This is a genomic window from Stenotrophomonas sp. YJH_SMC_73, from assembly GCF_059370155.1.
On record NZ_JCAFTJ010000006.1, the window covers coordinates 157,362 to 176,567 of the forward strand.

General features: G+C 68.0%; 19 protein-coding genes and 1 riboswitch. Of the genes, 7 read left to right on the top strand and 12 right to left on the bottom strand.

Translation table 11 applies throughout. The features are described 5' to 3' along the window. Window positions 1-24: 24 nt before the first annotated feature. The gene (locus AC5P8R_RS11740; RefSeq protein ID WP_495223434.1) at window positions 25-603 is read right to left on the bottom strand and encodes a histidine phosphatase family protein; all 579 of its coding nucleotides are present in this window, start codon (window positions 601-603) and stop codon (window positions 25-27) included. A 142-nt stretch (window positions 604-745) separates the two neighbouring features. Then, window positions 746-968: riboswitch (cobalamin riboswitch) on the top strand. Window positions 969-1,083: 115 nt separating this feature from the next. Between AC5P8R_RS11740 and btuB the strand changes: the two genes are divergently transcribed. Continuing rightward, window positions 1,084-2,925: a TonB-dependent vitamin B12 receptor gene (gene btuB, locus AC5P8R_RS11745; RefSeq protein WP_046428665.1), complete on the top strand. Its 1,842-nt coding sequence runs from the start codon at window positions 1,084-1,086 to the stop codon at window positions 2,923-2,925. 93 nt (window positions 2,926-3,018) lie between these two features. Here the strand turns inward: btuB and gph are convergent, their stop codons facing one another. From gph to AC5P8R_RS11760, 3 genes are all read right to left on the bottom strand, one after another. After that, window positions 3,019-3,687, bottom strand: a complete 669-nt coding sequence (gph, locus tag AC5P8R_RS11750; protein WP_169412566.1) for a phosphoglycolate phosphatase — start codon at window positions 3,685-3,687, stop codon at window positions 3,019-3,021. A gap of 64 nt (window positions 3,688-3,751) precedes the next feature. Beyond that, a complete protein-coding gene (locus AC5P8R_RS11755; RefSeq protein ID WP_495223436.1) occupies window positions 3,752-4,543 on the bottom strand; it encodes a class I SAM-dependent methyltransferase in 792 nt (263 codons plus the stop codon). Continuing rightward, window positions 4,540-5,469, bottom strand: a complete 930-nt coding sequence (locus AC5P8R_RS11760) for a LysR family transcriptional regulator (protein WP_014645815.1) — start codon at window positions 5,467-5,469, stop codon at window positions 4,540-4,542. The genes AC5P8R_RS11755 and AC5P8R_RS11760 overlap by 4 nt, the downstream gene beginning before the upstream one ends. 108 nt (window positions 5,470-5,577) lie before the next feature. Here AC5P8R_RS11760 and AC5P8R_RS11765 point away from each other — a divergent pair, with 108 nt between their 5' ends. Together AC5P8R_RS11765 and AC5P8R_RS11770 are read left to right on the top strand one after the other, a co-directional pair. Continuing rightward, window positions 5,578-6,216, top strand: a complete 639-nt coding sequence (locus AC5P8R_RS11765; protein WP_495223438.1) for an NAD(P)-dependent oxidoreductase — start codon at window positions 5,578-5,580, stop codon at window positions 6,214-6,216. Between the two features lie 91 nt (window positions 6,217-6,307). Next, the gene (locus tag AC5P8R_RS11770) at window positions 6,308-7,219 is read left to right on the top strand and encodes an MBL fold metallo-hydrolase (RefSeq protein ID WP_075076145.1); all 912 of its coding nucleotides are present in this window, start codon (window positions 6,308-6,310) and stop codon (window positions 7,217-7,219) included. Window positions 7,220-7,469: 250 nt separating this feature from the next. Here AC5P8R_RS11770 and dinB read toward each other — a convergent pair whose 3' ends face one another. Beyond that, window positions 7,470-8,564, bottom strand: coding sequence for a DNA polymerase IV (dinB, locus tag AC5P8R_RS11775; protein WP_049441381.1), 1,095 nt, complete (start codon window positions 8,562-8,564; stop codon window positions 7,470-7,472). Between the two features lie 191 nt (window positions 8,565-8,755). Here dinB and fabA point away from each other — a divergent pair, with 191 nt between their 5' ends. Then, window positions 8,756-9,271: a 3-hydroxyacyl-[acyl-carrier-protein] dehydratase FabA gene (gene fabA / locus AC5P8R_RS11780; RefSeq protein WP_014035851.1), complete on the top strand. Its 516-nt coding sequence runs from the start codon at window positions 8,756-8,758 to the stop codon at window positions 9,269-9,271. Next, the gene (fabB, locus tag AC5P8R_RS11785; RefSeq protein ID WP_014645811.1) at window positions 9,271-10,479 is read left to right on the top strand and encodes a beta-ketoacyl-ACP synthase I; all 1,209 of its coding nucleotides are present in this window, start codon (window positions 9,271-9,273) and stop codon (window positions 10,477-10,479) included. Before fabA ends, fabB begins: the two co-directional genes overlap by 1 nt. A gap of 95 nt (window positions 10,480-10,574) precedes the next feature. Here fabB and AC5P8R_RS11790 read toward each other — a convergent pair whose 3' ends face one another. Genes AC5P8R_RS11790 through AC5P8R_RS11800 form a run of 3 tightly spaced genes read right to left on the bottom strand, consistent with a single transcriptional unit; the run spans window position 10,575 to window position 13,017 of the window. Next, the gene (locus AC5P8R_RS11790) at window positions 10,575-11,258 is read right to left on the bottom strand and encodes an HAD family hydrolase (RefSeq protein WP_046428651.1); all 684 of its coding nucleotides are present in this window, start codon (window positions 11,256-11,258) and stop codon (window positions 10,575-10,577) included. Continuing rightward, window positions 11,255-11,956: a pseudouridine synthase gene (locus AC5P8R_RS11795; protein ID WP_014645809.1), complete on the bottom strand. Its 702-nt coding sequence runs from the start codon at window positions 11,954-11,956 to the stop codon at window positions 11,255-11,257. The genes AC5P8R_RS11790 and AC5P8R_RS11795 overlap by 4 nt, the downstream gene beginning before the upstream one ends. After that, window positions 11,953-13,017, bottom strand: coding sequence for a class I SAM-dependent methyltransferase (locus tag AC5P8R_RS11800; protein WP_164166966.1), 1,065 nt, complete (start codon window positions 13,015-13,017; stop codon window positions 11,953-11,955). Before AC5P8R_RS11800 ends, AC5P8R_RS11795 begins: the two co-directional genes overlap by 4 nt. Window positions 13,018-13,174: 157 nt before the next feature. Here AC5P8R_RS11800 and AC5P8R_RS11805 point away from each other — a divergent pair, with 157 nt between their 5' ends. Continuing rightward, window positions 13,175-13,438, top strand: coding sequence for a hypothetical protein (locus tag AC5P8R_RS11805; protein ID WP_005407925.1), 264 nt, complete (start codon window positions 13,175-13,177; stop codon window positions 13,436-13,438). A 70-nt stretch (window positions 13,439-13,508) separates the two neighbouring features. Here AC5P8R_RS11805 and AC5P8R_RS11810 read toward each other — a convergent pair whose 3' ends face one another. Together AC5P8R_RS11810 and AC5P8R_RS11815 are read right to left on the bottom strand one after the other, a co-directional pair. Beyond that, on the bottom strand, window positions 13,509-13,802 hold the full coding sequence (locus AC5P8R_RS11810; RefSeq protein WP_014645807.1) for a DUF3247 family protein: 294 nt from the start codon (window positions 13,800-13,802) through the stop codon (window positions 13,509-13,511). Between the two features lie 43 nt (window positions 13,803-13,845). Beyond that, window positions 13,846-15,834: a hybrid sensor histidine kinase/response regulator gene (locus tag AC5P8R_RS11815; protein ID WP_014645806.1), complete on the bottom strand. Its 1,989-nt coding sequence runs from the start codon at window positions 15,832-15,834 to the stop codon at window positions 13,846-13,848. Between the two features lie 244 nt (window positions 15,835-16,078). On the opposite strand from AC5P8R_RS11815, the gene AC5P8R_RS11820 reads away from it, so the two are divergent. Then, complete coding sequence (locus AC5P8R_RS11820; protein WP_014645805.1) at window positions 16,079-16,645, top strand: DUF3016 domain-containing protein; 567 nt, start codon at window positions 16,079-16,081, stop codon at window positions 16,643-16,645. A 103-nt stretch (window positions 16,646-16,748) separates the two neighbouring features. On the opposite strand, the gene alr is transcribed toward AC5P8R_RS11820, so the two are convergent. Together alr and AC5P8R_RS11830 are read right to left on the bottom strand one after the other, a co-directional pair. Then, window positions 16,749-17,816, bottom strand: a complete 1,068-nt coding sequence (gene alr / locus AC5P8R_RS11825; protein WP_495223441.1) for an alanine racemase — start codon at window positions 17,814-17,816, stop codon at window positions 16,749-16,751. Next, window positions 17,795-19,099 (bottom strand): D-amino acid dehydrogenase, encoded by a 1,305-nt coding sequence (locus tag AC5P8R_RS11830; RefSeq protein ID WP_032959242.1) that lies wholly within the window; start codon window positions 19,097-19,099, stop codon window positions 17,795-17,797. Before AC5P8R_RS11830 ends, alr begins: the two co-directional genes overlap by 22 nt. Window positions 19,100-19,206: the final 107 nt, after the last annotated feature.

Consider the following 19,206-nt stretch of genomic DNA (forward strand, 5'->3'; position numbering starts at 1 on the left):
CCAGCGGCCGGCACTACCGATGGGTTACGGCTGCTGCAGTTCCAGCAGCTCGCCTGCCAGCCCGGCTTCGCCACGTTCCAGCCGTACCCGCAGGCGCGTGCCGTGGTCGATGCGCAGTGCCCAGCACAGCGACATCGGCAGGCCGCAGACCTGCGACAGCACCATGCGCAGCGGGCCGCCATGGCTGACCACCAGCGTTGGCACCGGGTCGTCATCATCGAGCAGTCGATCCAGCGCGCGCGCGATACGCCGCTCGAAGTGGCCCCAGCTTTCACCGTTGGGCGGTGGGAATGCATGCGGATCGGCATGGAAGACCGCCAGTGCATCCTCCGGCAGGTCGAACAGCGACTGCCCGTCCCAATCGCCGAAATCCAGCTCTTCCCATTCCTCCTCCGCTTCCACGTCCAGCCCGCGCGGGGTGGCCAGGGCCATCGCCGTGTGCAGCGAGCGCAGCCGCGGCGAACTGATCACCCGTTCCCAGGGCTGCGCAGCGTAGGCGTCGACCAGTTCCTGCGGCAGGCGGGCCAGCTGCGGTGGATCGCTGCGGCCATCGAGGAACTCATCGCGACCGTTGCCGGCATGGCGGACCAGGTCGAGGATCATGCGTGCGTCCTGTACAGGCAACGCGGGAACAGCGGAAAACGGGCGGACATCGGCAACGGCACCACGGGATCGAGGGACCATTCTAAGGGCACAGCAAAGGCAGTCGGGTACGCTCGACGCTACGGGCCGCCTGCGATGCCGTAGACTGCGCGCACTTCCAGGTGACCTGCGGCCACGGCCGGCAGGTTGAAACGGGAAGCCGGTGACGCGTGAATCCACGCCAGGCCGGCGCTGCCCCCGCAACGGTAAGCACGTCAGTTCCAGGCAACAACGCCACTGTGCCGCAGGCATGGGAAGGCGCCTGGACGGTGGCCTCGCGCCACCCGGCGGCAAGCCCGGAGACCGGCCCGGAAGCCTCAGGTCGCGGTGCGGTGGGCATGGCGCTGGATGACCGCAGCCTGCGCTGCGGCGTCGGCGCATGCCTGCCTTCGCGGCTCCTCCCCTTCGCCACGCGGGCGTGCGTGGCACCTGGAGTCCCCCATGAAGCTGCAGTCCCGAATGCTGTCCCTGGCCGTGCTGGCCGCCCTGCCCGCGCTGGCCCAGGCCGCCGATGACACCACCGCGCTCGACCAGATCCTGGTCACCGCCACCCGCACCCCGATCGCCCTGCAGGACAGCATCGCACCAGCCCAGGTGATCGACCGCGCGCAGATCGAATCCAGTCAGGCCACCTCGTTGCAGGAACTGCTGCGCGGCCGCGCCGGCATCAACCTGACCAATGCCGGCGGGCTCGGCAAGCAGAGCTCGCTGTTCCTGCGCGGCACCAACTCGGGCCACACCGTGGTGCTGGTCGATGGCGTGCGCATCAACAGTGCCGACCTCGGCCTGGCCATGTACCAGGACCTGCCGCTGGCGCAGATCGAACGCGTGGAAATCGTGCGCGGCCCGCAGTCCAGCCTGTACGGCGCCGACGCCATCGGTGGCGTGATCCAGATCTTCACCCGCCGCAACCAGGGCGATTTTGCTCCGCACTTCCAGCTCGGTGGTGGCAGCAACGGCCTGCGCGAAGCCAGCGGCGGCATCGGAGGTGGCACCGAACGCGGCTGGTTCGGCGCCGACATCGCCTACCAGCATTCCGATGGCGTCGATGCCTGCCGTGGCTCGGCGACGCTGTTCACCGGCTGCTTCGCTGACGAACCCGATCGCGACGGCTACCGCAACCTGTCCAAGAGCCTGCGTGGCGGCTACACCTTCAACGACCAGTGGAATGTGGAAGGCAGTGCGCTGCGCGCCGACGGCAAGAACCACTACGACGGCTATTACAACTACTCGGAAACCCGCCAGCAGGTGCTGGCCGGCAAGGTGCGCTACACCCCGTCCGGGCGCCTGGCGTTCACCGCCAACGTCGGCCGCAGCGACAACGAATCGGACAACTTCGGCGACTTCGGCGCACGCGGCAGCGCGCAGACCCACCGCGACAGCGCCTCGCTGCAGGGTGACTTCACCTTGACCGGAAGCCAGCTGCTGAGCACCGGCGTGGACTGGAGCGAAGACAACCTGGATGGCAGCAGCGCGGGCTACCTCGTCGACAGCCGTCGCAACACCGGCGTGTTCGTGCAGTACCAGGGCCGCTTCGGCCGCCATCAGCTGCAGGCCAGCGCACGCAACGACGACAACCAGCAGTTCGGCAACCACGCCACCGGCAGTCTCGGCTGGGCAATGCAGCTGGACCACGGCCTGCGCGTCAATGCCAGCTACGGCACCGCCTTCAAGGCACCGACCTTCAGCGACCTGTACGACCCGTGGAGCGGCGTGCCGACGTTGAAGCCGGAGAAGTCCAAGAGCGCCAACCTCGGTGTTTCGCAGCAGGGCCAGGGCTGGCATTGGGGCCTGGACGTGTACGAGACCCGCATCGATGACCTGATCACCTACGATGCGTCCACGATGAAAATGCAGCAGGTGGAGAAGGCGCGCATCCGTGGCGCCGAACTGACCGGTGGCGTGCTGCTGGCCGGCTTCGACCTCAACGCGCAGCTGAGCTACACCGACCCGCGCAACCGCACCCATGGCAGCACCCAGTTCGACAACTGGCTGCCGCGCCGTGCACAGCAGACCGCGCGCCTGGACGTCGACCGCCGCTTCGGCGATTTCCGCGCCGGCCTGACCGTGCAGGGTGCGGGCAAGCGCTATGACGATGCCGCCAACGCGGTGAAGGTCGGTGGCTACGGCACGCTGGACCTGCGCGCCGAGTACGCGCTGACGCCGGCGTGGTCGCTGCTGGCACGTGCCGCCAACGTGTTCGACCGCCGCTACGAGACGGTGGCGTGGTTCAACCAGCCCGGCCGCGAGTACCAGCTGAGCGTGCGTTACCAGCCGAAATGAAGGCGCGCGCCGGGCATCGCCCGGCACCGATCTACTGTAGAGCCGAGCCCATGCTCGGCTCACGCAATGAAGCAGCCGAGCGTGGGCTCGGCTCTACACCCGAACGCCCGCGGCCAGCCCCGGCAACTCACGCAGGTCGTCAATCACCGCCACCGCCTGTGCGGTGGCCAGGTCCAGGCCACGCGGATAACCGTAACGCACCAGTGCGATCGGCATGCCCGCCTCTTCGGCGGCGCGGTAGTCGGTCAACGAATCACCCACCATCAGGCAGGCATCCACCGCCAGCCCGAAGTGCGCAGCGATGTGCCGCAGCGGCTCACCGCTGGGCTTGCGCTGCGGCAGCGAATCGCCGCCCAGTACCAGCGCGAACGCATCACCAATGCCCAGGTGTTGCAGCAGTGGCGGCACCAGCGCTTCGGGCTTGTTGGTGCAGATCGCCAGCGGAACACCGCGTGCACGCAGCTGCATCAGCGCTTCGGCCACGCCATCGAACAGGCGCGGGCTGCGCAGCAGGCACTCACGGTAGTGCGCCATGAACACCGGCATCACTTCGGCCAGGTCGACCTCACGACCCGCGGCATGCACGGCCTGCTCGACCAGGCGGCGCACACCGTCGCCGATCCAGCCCAGAACCGTGGCTTCCGGCACGCGTGCCATGCCGATGTCTTCCAGCGTGCGGTTCAGTGCTTCGGCGATATCAGCTGCGCTGTCGACCAGCGTGCCATCTAGGTCGAACACGACCAGCGGATAGGGATACGACAAGGGACGGCACCTGCACGACGTGGGGCCGCCCATTGTACGCCGCTGGTTTCTGCGCCGATCCGCCTCAACCGATCCGGCGTGCGCGGGTGGCCAGGAACGTGGGCAGGTAGCGGTCGATCAGGAAGCGCGGCTGCGGCTGCCAGTCTTCCATGAAGCGATCAATGACGAACCCCGCATCCAGCTGCCCGCCGATCAGTTCGGTCAGGCTGTGGCCAAAGGTCAGCGCATCGCCGCGGCCGAGTTTCGCCTCACGTTCTGCGGCGGGCAGGTCTTCCAGGTCCGAATAGGGAATGGCGTACTTCGGCCGGATCAGGCCCTGCGCATCGAGCTGCGGATCGCGCGCGCCGACGAACAGCACCGGGTTGTAGAAGCTGGCCATCAACATGCCGTCGCGCGCCAGCACGCGGCGGCATTCGGTCCACACCGGGCGCACGTCGGGTACGTACAGGTTGGAGATCGGATGGAACACCACGTCGAAGCTGTCGTTGGCGAATACGTGCAGGTCGCGCATGTCGCCCTGCACCGTGCGCAGCTGCAGGCCGTCGCGCGCCGCCACGCTGCGGTCCTGTTCCAGCTGCCCGTCGGAGAGATCGAACACGGTGACGTCGGCGCCCGCAGCGGCCAGCACCGGTGCCTGCTGGCCCCCGCCCGAGGCCAGGCACAGGATGCGGCGGCCGCGCACATCGCCCAGCCAGTCCAATGGCAGCGCACGTGGGGTCAGATGCACCTGCCAGCGGCCTTCGCGCGCGGCGGCAATGGTTGAACTTTCCACCGGGCGCGACCATTCGCGCACTTCGCTGGCCTGGCGGTCCCAGGCAGCACGGTTGTGGTCGATCAAGGCCTGTCCATGGTTCATGTGTTCTCCTTGCCCGGTGGGCGCCAATCCAGATCCTGGAAGGCCGGGCTGGCGAAACACTCGGCCAGGTAGTCCAGGAATCGCCGCATGATAGCGGGCTGCTGTCGCCGTGACGCGTACACGGCATGAATGCCGAGTTCGTCCAGGCTGAATTCGGGCAGCAGTTCGATCAGCTCGCCGGTACGCAGCAGCGGCGCCACCTGGTAGGTCGGCAGCATGGCGATACCGGCACCGGCCCGCACCGCCTCCAGCAGCAGCGAGGCCTCGTTGGCGCTGATGTTGCCGCCCACCGCCACCGACAGCGAACGGCCGTCCCGGTGCAGCTGCCACAGGCTCTTGCCGACGTAGTGGTGGGTCAGGCAGTTGTGCGCGGCCAGATGCTCGGGAGCAGTCGGCGTGCCGCGTGCCTGCAGGTAGGACGGCGTCGCGCACAGCACCGAGCGGCAGGTGGCCAGCCGCCGCGCGATCAGGCTGGGATCGATCTGGCGCGCGATGCGCACGGCCAGGTCCACCCGCTCCTCCACCAGGTTGACCGTGCGGTCGACCAGCAGCAGCTCGATGCGTGCCGCCGGATGGCGCGCAACAAAGCCGGCCACCGCCCGCGCCAGGTGGCTCTGCCCGAACGACACGCTGGCAGTCACCCGCAGCGTGCCATGCGGCTCGGGATCATCGCTGGCCAGCTCGCCCTGCAGTTCCTCGCCGATCGCCAGCATCTGCCGGAAGCGCGCCAGCGCCGCCTCGCCCGGGCCGGTCAGGCTGACCCGGCGCGTGGTCCGGTGCAGCAGGCGTGCGCCCAGCCAGCCCTCGACCTCAGCCAGGTAGCGGCTGACCATCGCCCGCGACATGTCCAGCACCTCTGCCGCCGCGGTCAGGCTGCCGCGCTCGGCCACCTCGACGAACACGGTCATGGCGGTCAATCGGTCCATATGCTCGATCCATGCAACAAACAAGCGCGTTATACGCTGTTTTTCGAGCGACTGCAGCGGCCTAGAGTGGCGCCATTCCCACCCCACAGCGCCCCACGGAGTCCTGCCATGAAGATCGCCCTCGTTGGTTCCACCGGCAACATCGGCCGCCATATCGCCCGCCACGCGCTGGCCCGCGGCCACGAACTCACTGTCATCGTGCGCAGCGCGCAGGACCTCCCGGCCGAGCTGGCCGGTGCCCATCCGGTGATCGCCTCGCTGGATGACCAGGACGCGCTGGTTGCCGCCATCGCCGGCCACGACGTGCTCGCCAGTGCCTACGGCCCGCGCCCGGGCGATGACAACGGCCGCGTCGGCGAGGTCGCCGCGCAGCTGGCGGCTGCCGCGCGCAAGGCCGGCGTGCCGCGCCTGGTGGTGGTTGGCGGTGCCGGCAGCCTGGAAGTCGCACCCGGCGTGCAGCTGGTCGACACCCCCACCTTCCCGGAGGCCTACAAGCCGTACGCGCTGGCCCACCGCGAGGCGTTCAACCGCCTGCAGGCAGTGGACGACCTGGACTGGACCTTCTTCTCGCCGGCCGCCGAAATCGGCCCGGGTGAAGAGCGCGGCCAGTACCGCGTGCAGCCCAAGGCGTTCCTGGCCGATACCAGCGGCCACAGCCGCATCAGCTACGCCGACTATGGCGCGGCGTTCGTCGCCGAGCTGGAAGCGCACGCGTATCCGAAGCAGATCATCACCGCAGCGTATTGATCCACGCACGTCCCATGTAGAGCCAAGCCCGCGCTCGGCTCTACGCGAACATGCAGCCGGGCATTGGCCCGGCTCTACACAAGGAATTCCCATGCGTACCGCTGCCCTGCTGCTTCCCCTCGCCCTGGCCGCCAGCTTCACCAGTGCGCCGCTGCTGGCCGCACCGGCCACCACGGCGCCGGCGGCGGCGACGAAATCCCAGCTGCACCTGCAGACCTTCCATCCCGGCCCGCAGGCAATGTTCTCGGTGTCCTCGGTGCTGATCGAAGGCCGCCACGACGCGATCCTGGTCAATGCGCAGTTTGGTGCCAGCGATGCGCGCAAGCTGGTCGAGCTGATCCGCGCCAGCGGCAAGCAGCTGACCACGATCTACATCAGCCACGGCGATCCGGACTACTACTTCGGCCTGGCCACCCTGCAGGACGCCTTCCCGCAGGCACGCATCGTCGCCACCGCGCAGACCGTCGCCCATATCCAGCAGACCCAGGCCGGCAAGCTGGCCTACTGGGGACCGAAGATGGGTGCCGACGTGCCCGCGCGCATCGTGCTGCCGCAGGTGCTGGATGGCGATGCACTGCAGCTGGAAGGCCAGCGCCTGCCGCTGATCGGCCTGGATGGCCCGACCCCGGACCGCACGGTGCTGTGGGTGCCGTCGCTGCGCGCGATCGTCGGTGGCATTCCGGTGGTAGCCGGCGAGCACGTGTGGATGGCCGACACGCAGACGCCTAAGTCGCACACCGACTGGCTGCAGACCCTGCAGCGGTTGCAGGCACTGAAGCCGAAGGTGGTGGTGCCGGGGCATTACGCGCCGGGTGCCGCACTGGATGCCAGTGCGCTGCGCTTCACTGCGGACTACATCCGCGCGTTCGATGTCGAGACGGCAAAGGCCAAGGACAGTGCGGCGCTGGTGAAAGCAATGCAGTCGCGCTACCCGAAGCTGGACGGCGTGGCATCGCTGGAGCTGAGTGCGAAGGTGGCCAAGGGCGAGATGCAGTGGCCTTAAGGTAAAGGGTTGTTTTGCAGGGCTGCGCCCTGCACCTGCTCAATGCAACGGCAACAGCTGGATATCTGTGGGTTGGCGGGGTGGGTCCGATGGCAGGGGACGCCGTGAACCCGTCCATGGGGGCTTGGTCGCGGCATCCATGCCGCTCACACCCCTGCCATCGGACCCACCCCGCCTTCGACAGATCTCGGCAATCTGCTGGGGTCGGATCCCGTTGCTGCGCAACGGGCTCTGACCCCGCCTTTGCCGATCAGAGGGATGTGGAATCGTTCGGTCCGTGCTCGAACAATTCCCCCTGCACCACGGCCTCCTTTTCGCGGAACCCACCCAGCCCGACGCCGACCAGGCGGTAACGCGTCTCCGCCGGCAGGTCGACGCGGGCGCGCAGGGCCAGTGCGATGTCGCGCAGTTCTTCCATCGATTCCGGCGGGCGCTCCGGGGTGAAGCTGCGGGTGAGGATGCGGAACTGCGCGGTCTTCAGCTTCAGCACCACGGTGTGGCCGACGCGTTCGGTCTTGCGCGTGGCATTCCAGGTCTTCTCCGCCAGCTGCACGATCGCCTCGCCCAGGTCTTCCAGCAACAGGTCCTCGGCAAAGGTGTCCTCCGAGGAGATCGACTGCACCTGCTGGTCCGGTTCCACCGGCCGCTCGTCGATGCCGCGTGCACGGTTGTACAGGCTGCGGCCGAAACTGCCGAACGCCTCTTCCAGGTCGACCAGGGACCACTGCCGCAGGTCGCCGCAGGTGACGATGCCACGCGCGGCAAGTTTGCCTTCCATCACCTTGCCGACGCCGGGCACCCGGTTCACCGGCAGCGGCAGCAGGAAGGCGTCCACCCGCTGCGGTGGAATCACGAACTGGCCATCGGGCTTGCGCCAGTCCGAAGCGATCTTGGCCAGGAACTTGTTCGGCGCGATCCCGGCTGAAGCGGTCAGGTTCGTCTCCTCGCGGATCTGCGCACGGATGGTGCGGGCGATGTCGGTGGCCAGTTCGATGCCGCTCTTCGGCTCGGTCACGTCCAGGTAGGCCTCGTCCAGCGACAACGGCTCGACCAGGTCGGTGTGGCGCAGGAATATCTCGCGTACCTGGCGTGACACCGCCTTGTAACGTGCAAAGTCCGGCGGCACGAAGATCGCGTCCGGACACAGGCGTTCGGCGCGCAGCGCCGGCATCGCCGAACGCACGCCGAACACGCGTGCCTCGTAGGACGCCGCACACACCACCGAGCGCGCGCCGCGCCATGCCACAACCACCGGCTTGCCGCGCAGTGACGGATCGTCGCGCTGCTCCACCGACGCGTAGAACGCGTCCATGTCGACGTGGATGATCTTGCGCAGTCGGGTCATGTCAGGCGGAAAGGGCGGGGGCGTGCCGAACGGGCCACACGCCGAAGTATGGTCGTTGCACATCAACAGGATGCGCGTATTCCATTGAAAACACTACGGTTGCGTACGGTTGAAATGTTTGATCGGCGCAGTTTCCACGGGCATCCTCGAACGCTTGTTTCCCTGTTTCCCCGCTTCCAGGATTGTGCTTCATGACCCGTCTCCACGCGTTCAACCGCGAACAGCTGCTGGCCAGCGCACGCGGTGAACTGTTCGGCACCGCCGCCGGCCGTTTGCCCAACGATCCGATGCTGATGTTCGACCGCATCACCGACATCCACGAGGACGGCGGACCGCACGGTAAGGGCATGGTACGCGCCGAGCTGGATATCCGCCCGGACCTGTGGTTCTTCGGCTGCCACTTCATCGGCGACCCGGTCATGCCCGGCTGCCTGGGCCTGGACGCCATGTGGCAGCTGACCGGCTTCTTCCTGACCTGGCTGGGTGCCCCCGGCAAGGGCCGCGCACTCGGCTGCGGCGAGGTGAAGTTCACCGGCCAGGTACTGCCGGACGCCAAGCTCGTGCGCTACGAGATCGACATCAGCCGTGTCATCAACCGCAAGCTGGTGATGGCCCAGTCGGACGCCCGCATGTACGTGGATGACCGCGAAATCTACAGCGCGCGCGACCTGCGCGTCGGCCTGTTCACTGAAACCGGGAGCTTCTGATGCGTCGCGTCGTCATCACCGGCATGGGCATCACGTCCTGCCTCGGCAATGATCTGGATACCGTTTCGGCCGCGCTGCGCGAAGGGCGCTCGGGCATCACCGCCTTGGCCGACCATGCCGAAGCAGGCCTGCGCAGCCAGGTCGGCGGTCGCGTCGACCTCGATCTGGAGGCGCTGATCGACCGCAAGCAGAAGCGCTTCATGAGCGACGCGGCGGCCTTCGCTTACCTGTCCATGCGCGATGCCATCGCCGATGCCGGGCTCAGCCCCGAGCAGGTCAGCAACCTGCGCACCGGCCTGATCGCCGGTTCCGGCGGCGGCTCCAGCGAATGGCAGATCGGCGCGGTCGACCTGCTGCGCGAACGTGGCGTGCGCAAGGTCGGCCCGTACATGGTGCCGCGCACGATGTGCTCGACGGTCTCGGCCTGCCTGGCCACGGCCTACCAGATCAAGGGCGTCAGCTACTCGCTGTCGGCCGCCTGCGCGACCTCGGCGCACTGCATCGGCGCTGCCGCGGACATGATCCGCCACGGTGCGCAGGACATCATGTTCGCCGGTGGCGGTGAAGACCTGCACTGGTCGATGAGCGTGATGTTCGATGCGATGGGCGCGCTGTCGACCAGCTTCAACGAAACCCCGGCCAGCGCCTCGCGTCCGTACGACAAGGACCGCGACGGCTTCGTCATCGCCGGTGGCGGCGGCATGCTGGTGCTGGAGGACTACGACCACGCCGTTGCGCGTGGCGCGCACATCCATGCCGAGCTGATCGGCTACGGCGTGACCTCCGATGGCGCCGACATGGTCGCGCCGTCCGGCGAGGGCGCGGTGCGCTGCATGAAGATGGCACTGCAGGGCGTCGATCGCCCGCTGGACTACCTCAACACCCACGGCACCTCGACCCCGCTGGGCGATGTCACCGAGCTCAACGCGATCCGTGAAGTGTTCGGCGATGCGGTACCACCGCTGTCCTCGACCAAGGCGCTGTCCGGCCATTCACTGGGCGCGGCCAGCGTGCACGAGGCGATCTACTGCCTGCTGATGATGCGCGATGGCTTCGTCGCCGGTTCGGCCAACATCGGCGAGCTGGACCCGAAGGTGGAGAGCTTCCCGATCCTGCGCGAGAGCCGCGAGCAGAAGCTGGACACGGTGATGTCCAACAGCTTCGGCTTCGGTGGCACCAACGCTGCGCTGGTGTTCGGGCGGGTGTGATTGAACAGGTGTGCCGACCAACGGTCGGCACCCACCAGAAGATGTGAAGCCGAGCCCATGCCCGGCTCAGTGCCAACCAAGGTCGGCAGCCACCGCTACTTCGGCAGCAGCGGCAGCAGCAGGGCGTGCGCGTCCACCAGCGAGCCGACGATGCGGTGGCCCAGTGCGCGCAGCTCTTCATCCGGATGCACCAGGTCCGGCACCTGGATCACGGTCATGCCGGCGGCCAGTGCGGCCCGCGTGCCGGCCGGTGAATCTTCCAGCGCCAGGCAACGTTCGGGCGCCTGGCCCAGCCGCTGCGCGGCCAGCAGGTAGATATCCGGCGCCGGCTTCGGCCGCGCCACATCACCACTGGTGATCACGGCATCGAAGTACGGCAGCAGGCCTGCGGCCGCCAACTTGCGGTTGGCGCGCGGCTGCCGCGTGGTGGTCGCCACCGCACGCGGTACCGCGTGCGCCTTCAGCAGCTCCAGCAGCTCCAGGATGCCCGGCCGCAGCGGCAGCCCGGTCTGCGTGCGTGCTTCGTACAGCTCATGGCAACGTGCCGCCACCGCGTCGATCAGGCTGTCTTCGATGCCCTGCGCGCGCAGCAACGCATGCGTATCGTGGTCGCCGAGGCCGACCATGCGCAGGAACACCGCTTCCTCCAGGCCCAGCCCGAATTCGTCGGCGGCCTCGCTCCAGCAGGCCAGCGAGACCCGCTCGCTGTCGATCATCAGGCCGTCCATGTCGAAGATGACGGCGTCGGGCAGGAACGGCAGCGCAGCGAAGGGGGTCATGGAGCGAACAACGTATCCAGGTCGGTGGAAGTGAGCTGCCGCCATTGCCCTTCGTCCAGCCCCTGCAGGTCCAGCCCGCCGACGCGGCTGCGGTGCAGGGCCTGCACGTGGTTGCCGGTGGCGGCGAACATGCGGCGTACCTGATGGTAGCGGCCTTCATGCAGCACTAGGCGTGCGCGACGCGCCTCCAGCACTTCGAGTTCCGCCGGCAGCAGGGGCGTCTTCTCGGACTCCAGCATCAGCGTGCCGCTGGCGAACAACGCCACTTCGTCGCCGCGCAGGTCCTCGCTCAACTCGACTTCGTAGACCTTCGGCAGCTTCGACTTCGGCGAGATGATCCGGTGCAGCAGGCCGCCATCGTCGGTCAGCAGCAGCAGGCCACTGGTCTCGCGGTCGAGGCGGCCCACCGTGGACAGCACCGGATCACGGTCGCGGAAGCGCGGCGGCAGCAGGTCGTAGATCAGGCGGCCGGTGTCCTTGGTCGAACAGGTGTAGCCGGCGGGCTTGTGCAGCGCGATCGACAGCCCCACCGGCGGGTCCAGCGGCTCGCCATCGACGCGGATCGCCTCGTGCGGCACCTGGTCATCGGCGTACAGCACCTCACCGTCGGCGTCGGTGACGCGGCCTTCGCGGAACATCCACTGCACCTGCTTGCGGCTGCCATAGCCCAGGTTGGCGATGAGCTTGACCAGCTTCACTTGCCCTTCCCCTTCACTGCTTCAACCAGCTTGAAACCGTCGCGCTCGGCGACCACGCGCACCGCACCGAAGCTGTCGTTGAGGGTGTGCTCGTACGGCAGATGGCGGTTGGCCACCACGTACAGGCGCCCGCCCGGGCGCAGCGCCTGCGCGGCCACGGCGATGAAGCGCTGGCCGATGTCCGGGCGGTCGGCACGCGACGGCGTGTGGAACGGCGGGTTGCTGATGATGACGTCGTAGCCCGGCTCGATGCCGGCGGTGACGTCGCGCCACAGGAAGCGCAGCGGCAGCGCGCGCGGCGGCGGCGCCAAGTTCAGTTCGGCCAGGGCCAGCGCACGCTGCTCGGCCTCGTACAGGTCCAGCGCGGTGATCTTCGGGCAGCGTTCCAGCAGCTCGCGCGAGAGATAGCCGTAGCCGGCGCCAAGGTCGGCGGCGCGGCCGGCCAGGTCGGCCGGCAGGTGCTCGGCCAGCAGCGCCGATGCCGGATCGATGCGGTCCCAGGCGAACACGCCCGGGCGGCTCAGGAAGCGTCCGCCCATGATCGGGCGCACCGCATCCAGCGCCGACCAGCGCTTGGCCAGGTCGGCGTCGTGCTGGCCCTGCAGCGGGGCGGTCCAGTACACGCGGCAGTGGTTCTTGGTCAGGCAGCCGCCGAGACCGGCCAGCTGCTTGAGGTCGCCTTCACCGGAGCGCGCGCCTTCGTTGTTGGACTGGCAGGCGACGATACGGCCGCCCTCGGCGACCAGCGCCAGCGCGCGGGCGAACAGCGCACGGGCTTCTTCACGCTGGCGCGGCGGCAGCACCAGCACCAGCGGGTAACGGCCCTTGCCGGCCACATCGTCCAGCTGGCCGCTGACGGTCCAGCCGGCGGCCTGCTGCAGCGGCTGCGCGAACGGGGCAAAGCTCTGTTCGCAGTGCAGCTCGCGGTTGCCGGCCGCTTCGCGCAGCGGCCAGCCATCGCGGGCACGCAGGAAAGCCACCGGGCCCTCCGGCCAGCGCAGGGCGCCTTGGGAGAACGGCAGGAGCAGGGTCTGCAGGGGGGCGTCGTCGCTGGAGGCCATCGGCGCGGGTACTTCAAGCGTGAGGGCCGTCCATTGTACCGGCTTGGCCGGGCCGGCCCCGGCAGGCCGCTTTGCGAAACCCGAACGGGGCCTTGATCTGCCAGAAACATTGAAACGTTCAGGGTAGAGGCTCCCCCGGAAACCCAGGAGAACCTGCATGCGAGCCTTGTTCGTCGGTGGCGTCGTCGACAACAGTGAAATGGACCTGGAAGGCAGCCATCCGCCCGTGCACTACCCCGAGGACACCGGCGGCGGGCACTCGCGTTACCGGCTGCACCAGGTCGGCCATGGCGCCGATGGCAGCGTGGCCTATGCGGTATATGGCGCACCGGACCTGGCCGATGACGAAGTGGCCCGGGTGGCGGAAGAACGCGCCTACGCGCGCCGGTTCGAAGCGACGCCGACCTTGTTCGAGCATTGACACACCGGTAGCGCCCGAGCCCACGCTCGGGCGACGGCGCAGCCGAGCGTGGGCTCGGCTCTACATCCGATCAAGGCGCCTTGGGTGGCAGGCGGTTGATGCTGGCGATCTCGTCCAGCCACACGTGGTGCTGCTGCACCGGCGTGTCGTAGTCATCCAGGCGCAGCTGGCCGTTGCTGCCTTCATCACCAGTGACGTTGCGGTACTGCTGCACGGTTGGCCTCACGGCCACCGTGCCGAGCAGGCGGCGGCCATCGTGCAGAATCAGTTCCACCTGCGTTTCGCCTTCCAGCTGCGGCAGCAGGGCTTCCAGGCGCGCGATCTGCGCCGGATCGGTATGGATACGGGGAGCTATGCGGGACATCGGCGACCTCCTGCATGCAGGGTCGCCGATCGGCCGTGAATGCTCAGTGCAGCGCGCTGTCCGCGCGGGGTACCTGCACCTTGCGTACCGCAGCCACCAGCTGCGCCACCGAGTACGGCTTGGCCACGTGTTCCTGGAAACCCGACGCCAGCGCACGGCGGCGGTCATCGGCACGCGCCAGCGCGGTGACGGCGACCGCGGGCAGGGTCGTGGCATCCACGCCCATGTCCTCGCGCAGCGTGCGCACCAGGCCATAACCATCCATGCCCGGCATGCCGATGTCGGTCAGCATCACGTGGTACTGCAGATGGCCGGTGTCGGCCAGCAACGCCAGCGCCTCACCGGCCGAACTGGCCGCCGACACGCTGGCGCCCTGCTCTTCCAGCATGCGCCGCAGGTACTCCAGCACTTCCGGCTGGTCTTCCACCGCCAGCACGTGCATGCCGCGCAGCGGATACGGCTCGACGATCACCGGTTCCAGGATCGGCCCGCTGATCACTTCGCGCAGCGGGCGCCGCTCGGCATCGGGAAGGTGCTGCGGCAGGCGCACGGTGAACGTAGCGCCATGGCCGTGCCCCTCGCTGGCCGCGGCGACCGTGCCGCCATGCAGTTCGACCAGCTGCTGCACGATCGCCAGGCCCAGTCCCAGTCCACCATGGCGCCGGGTGGTGGTGCCATCGGCCTGGCGGAAGCGGCTGAACAGGTGATTGAGGAATTCGGGTGCGATGCCATCACCGGTGTCGCGCACGGTGATTTCCCAGTGGTTGCCGTCGGCCCGCAGCTGCAGGTCGATGCGGCCTTCAGCCGGGGTGAACTTGATCGCGTTCGAGAGCAGGTTCCAGAACACCTGCTGCAGGCGCGTCGCATCGCCCAGCACCAGGCTCGGCTGTTCGGGCAGCTGCAGGTGCACGTCCAGTGCCTTGCCTTCGGCCACCAGTTCCTGCGCGCCGATGGCCTCGCCCAGCACCGTGCGCAGGTCCAGCACTTCCACCTCCAGCTGCACCTTGCCCAGCAGCATGCTGCTGAGGTCCAGCATGTCCGAGATCAGCCGCTTCTGCGCGCCGGCGCTGTTGGCGATCACGTTCAGGCCCTTGTACAGAGGGCTGGTGTTGTCCACGCGCTGCAGCAGCAGCTCACTCCACCCGAGGATGGTGGTCAGCGGCGTACGCAGTTCATGCGACAGCGTGGCCAGGAACTCGTCCTTCAGCCGCGCCATGTTCTCCGCAGCGCTGCGCGCGGCGCGCTCGGACTGCAGCAGTTCCTCGCGGGCCAGTTCGATCTCGCGGCGTTCGGTCACGTCCGGGCTGCTGCCGGCCAGGCCGATGAAGCGGCCCATCCGCGAGAAACGCGGGCGTGCGTTCATCTCCAGCCAACGCCACTGGCCATCGGCGCGCCGCGCACGCACCAGCGCGTGCATCGAACGCTGCGCCTTCAGCGCTTCCTGCAGTTCGTATTCGAATACCGACGCATCGTCCGGATGCACCAGGCCGCGCCAGACATCTTCCGGCACACGCGTCTCGTCGCCACCGAAGAACTCGCTGAAGGCGCTGTTGACGAAACGGGCATGGCCGCGCTCGTCGAGCACCCACACCGGCATCGGCAGGCCGTCGGCCAGCGCGCTGAAGCGCGCTTCGCTCTCGCCCAGCTCCACTTCCATCTGCTTGCGTGCAGTGATGTCGAAGAACAGGATGCCGACCTTGTCCTCGCCCGGCCGGCCCACGCGCACCGCATCGACCGCGAACGAACGACCCAGCGCACGCGCTTCCATCTCGAACTGGGCAGGACGGCCGCTGCGTGCGACCTCGCCGTAGATGCGGAACCAGTCCTGCTCATGGTTGGGTTCCAGCTCGGTCATGCGCTGTCCACGCGCATCCTTCAGCCCGGTGTGGCGCTCGAAGGCATCGTTGACCTCGAGGAAACGATAGTCGACCGCACGATCGCCCTCGAACAGCACCTGGATCACGCAGAAACCAGCGTTGATGCGCTCAAGCACGCCATGATGCAGGTCGGGTTCGGGCGCCTGCACCATCATCGGTGGGCGCTCCACGAGGGGCGGCAGTGTGGACAAGGGCGTCTGGACGGGCCGGATTGGAAGCACAGCATCTTCCAAAGCGCGTATTCACAGCGTCAAGCGCCGTCAGTCATGGTTGACGACGATGAATTGGCGGCAACCGCTCTTGTCGGTGTCGCAATCGGCCGTTGCGGTGGCTGGAAAGCGGGATCACACTCGATCTATAAATCGCATCGTCCCCGTCGATGGGGCGCAGGAGACCGTCATGAACCGCTCGTTGGCCACTGCCCTGCTGCTGGCAGGCGCCCTCATGGCGGGCAGCGCGAACGCCGCGCCGCGCGCCGTCACCGATCCGGATGCGCCCCGCGCGCTGCAGGCCAATGGCCCGGTCAGCGTCAAGTGGGACGATCCAGCCGGATTCACCGAAATCCGCCAGAGCACCAACCGCTTCGAGGCCGAACGCGGCAACTGGGTGCAGCAGCTGGCCAGCTACGTGCAGACCACGGCGGCCAAGCCGCTGCAGCCCGGGCAGACCCTGGACGTGACCCTGGTCGACATCAAGCGCGCCGGCGACTACGAGCCCTGGCACGGCCCGCGCGGCAGCGACATCCGGATCATGCGGGACATCTATCCGCCGCGGATCACCCTGCAGTACACGCTGAAGGACGCCAGTGGTCGCATCGTCGATGAGGGCGAAGCCAAGCTCAGCGACACCGGCTACCTGCACAACCTGGGGCTGAAGAGCGACAGCGATCCGCTGCGCTACGAGAAGCGCCTGATCGACGACTGGGTGAAGCGCGAGCTGAGCACGCGGGCTACTGCTGCACGATGATTCCGGGCAGCTCTACCTGCCGGCAGGTGTCGACCTTGGTCGACACGCATTGCACGGTGCCGACCAAGGTCGGCTGCTACCAGAGCCGAGCGCGGGCTCGGCTCTACACGTAGACTTTCGCCACGCGCTTGACCGCGCACGGCAGCTGGTAGGCACTCACGCCGCAGCGCGGCGCCAGTTCCGACAGCGTCGGCGCAGAACCCCACAGTTCCACCACACTGCCGATGCCGGCCTGCGCATGCGCGGTCAGGTCCACCGTCAGCATGTCCATCGACACGCGCCCGATCAGTACGCCGGGCTGGCCATCGATCAGTACCGGCGTGCCGTTGGGGGCGAACTGCGGATAACCGTCGGCATAGCCAAGCGCGACCACGCCCACGCGGGTGCGCGCCTTGGCCACGAAGCGTGCGCCATAGCCCACCGGCTCACCGGCCTCGATCCAGCGCTCGGCAATCACCTTCGACTGCATCGTCATCACCGGGCGCAGGCGCTCGGTCAGCGCGGTGTTGTCCGGCAGCGGATTGGCGCCGTACAGCATCAGGCCCGGGCGCACCCAGTCGCTGCGTACATCCGGCCAGCCCAGCAGTGCCGGCGAATTGCACACGCTGGTCTCGCCGTCCAGGCCGTCGATGGCGCGCGCGAAGGTCGCCGCCTGTTCATGGGTGCGTTCGCTGTCCAGCTCATCGGCACGCGCCAGGTGGGTCATCAGCACGATGCGCTCGACCTGCGGCAGCGCCGACAGGCGTGCATGCGCGGCGCGGAAGCTGTACACGTCCAGGCCGAGGCGATGCATGCCGCTGTCCAGCTTCAGCCACACGGTCAGCGGGCGCGGGCTGTCGAATGCGACCAGCGCTTCCAGCTGCCACGGCGAGCCCACCGCGAACCAGAAATCGTGCTCGGCCACCAGCGCCATGTCACTGGGTTCGAAGATGCCTTCCAGCAGCAGGATCGGCGCACGGATCCCGGCCTGGCGCAGTTCCAGCGCCTCTTCGATGGTGGCCACGCCGAAACCATCAGCCTCGCCTTCCAGCGCCTGTGCACAGCGCACCGCGCCATGGCCATAGGCATCGGCCTTGATGATCGCCAGGGCCTTGCCACCGCCCAGTTCACGGGCAAGCCGGTAATTGCTGCGCAGGGCGCCCAGATCGATCAGCGCGCGGGCAGGACGCATGTGCGGTTCTCATGTTGCGGGGCGTGACCGTACTGGCCGTAGCGGAAAATATCCAGGCCTTCGGTGCTGATCTGCGGCTGGCGCGCGCTCATCAGGTCGGCCAGGTAGCGGCCCGAGCCGCAGGCCATGGTCCAGCCCAGGGTGCCGTGGCCGGTGTTGAGGTACAGGTTGCGGAACGGCGTGGCGCCGATCACCGGCGTGCCGTCCGGCGTGGCCGGGCGCAGGCCTGTCCAGAACTGTGCGCGCGACAGGTCGCCGCCCTTCGGGTAGAGGTCGCTGACCACCAGCTCCAGGGTCTCGCGACGACGCTGCGACAGCGACAGGTCGAAACCGGCCACTTCGGCCATGCCACCGACGCGGATGCGGTCGTCGAAGCGGGTGACCGCCACCTTGTAGCTCTCGTCGAGGATGGTCGAGGTCGGCGCCATCGCCGGGTCGGTGATCGGCAGGGTCAGCGAATAGCCCTTCAGCGGGTACACCGGCAGGCGCATGCCCAGCGGTGCGACCAGCGCCGGCGAATAGCTGCCCAGCGCGACCACGAAGCGGTCGGCGGTTTCCCGCTTGCCGTCGATGCGCACGCCGGTGATGCGGTCGCCCTCGAACTCCAGGCCGGTGATGTCCTGGTCGAAGCGGAACTCGACGCCGGCGTCCACGCACATCTGCGCCAGGCGGCGGGTGAACAGCTGGCAGTCGCCGGTCTGGTCACGCGGCAGGCGCAGCGCGCCGACCAGGCCGTCGACATGGGCCAGGGCCGGTTCGGCCTGGATGATGCCGGCGCGATCCAGCACCTCGTACGGCACGCCGTACTGGGCCAGGATCTCGATGTCCTGCGCGGAGGCATCCAGCTGCTGCTGGGTGCGGAACAGCTGCGTGGTGCCCAGGTCGCGGCCTTCGAACTCGATGCCGATCTGCGCGCGCAGCTCGTTCAGGCAGTCGCGGCTGTACTCGGACATGCGCACCATGCGCGCCTTGTTGATCGCGTAGCGCTCGTGGGTGCAGTTGCGCAGCATCTGCCACAGCCAGCGGTACTGGGCCAGGTCCATGCCCGGCTTGATCGCCAGCGGCGCGTGCTTCTCGAACAGCCAGCCGATGGCCTTCTTCGGCACGCCCGGGGCGGCCCACGGCGAGGTGTAGCCGAACGACAGCTGGCCGGCATTGGCGAAGCTGGTCTCCAGCGCCGGGCCGGGTTGGCGGTCGATGACCGTGACTTCAAACCCGGCCTGTCGCAGGTACCAGGCACTGGTGGTGCCGATCACGCCGCTGCCGAGAACTAGGACTCGCATGGGACTTCTCCAACCCGATCATTCCCTGCACTGGAGCGTGCCGGGACCATAATTGGGGAAGTATAGACAGCCAATCCCAGTTGATTTGCCTGATTTGAAATCAACCG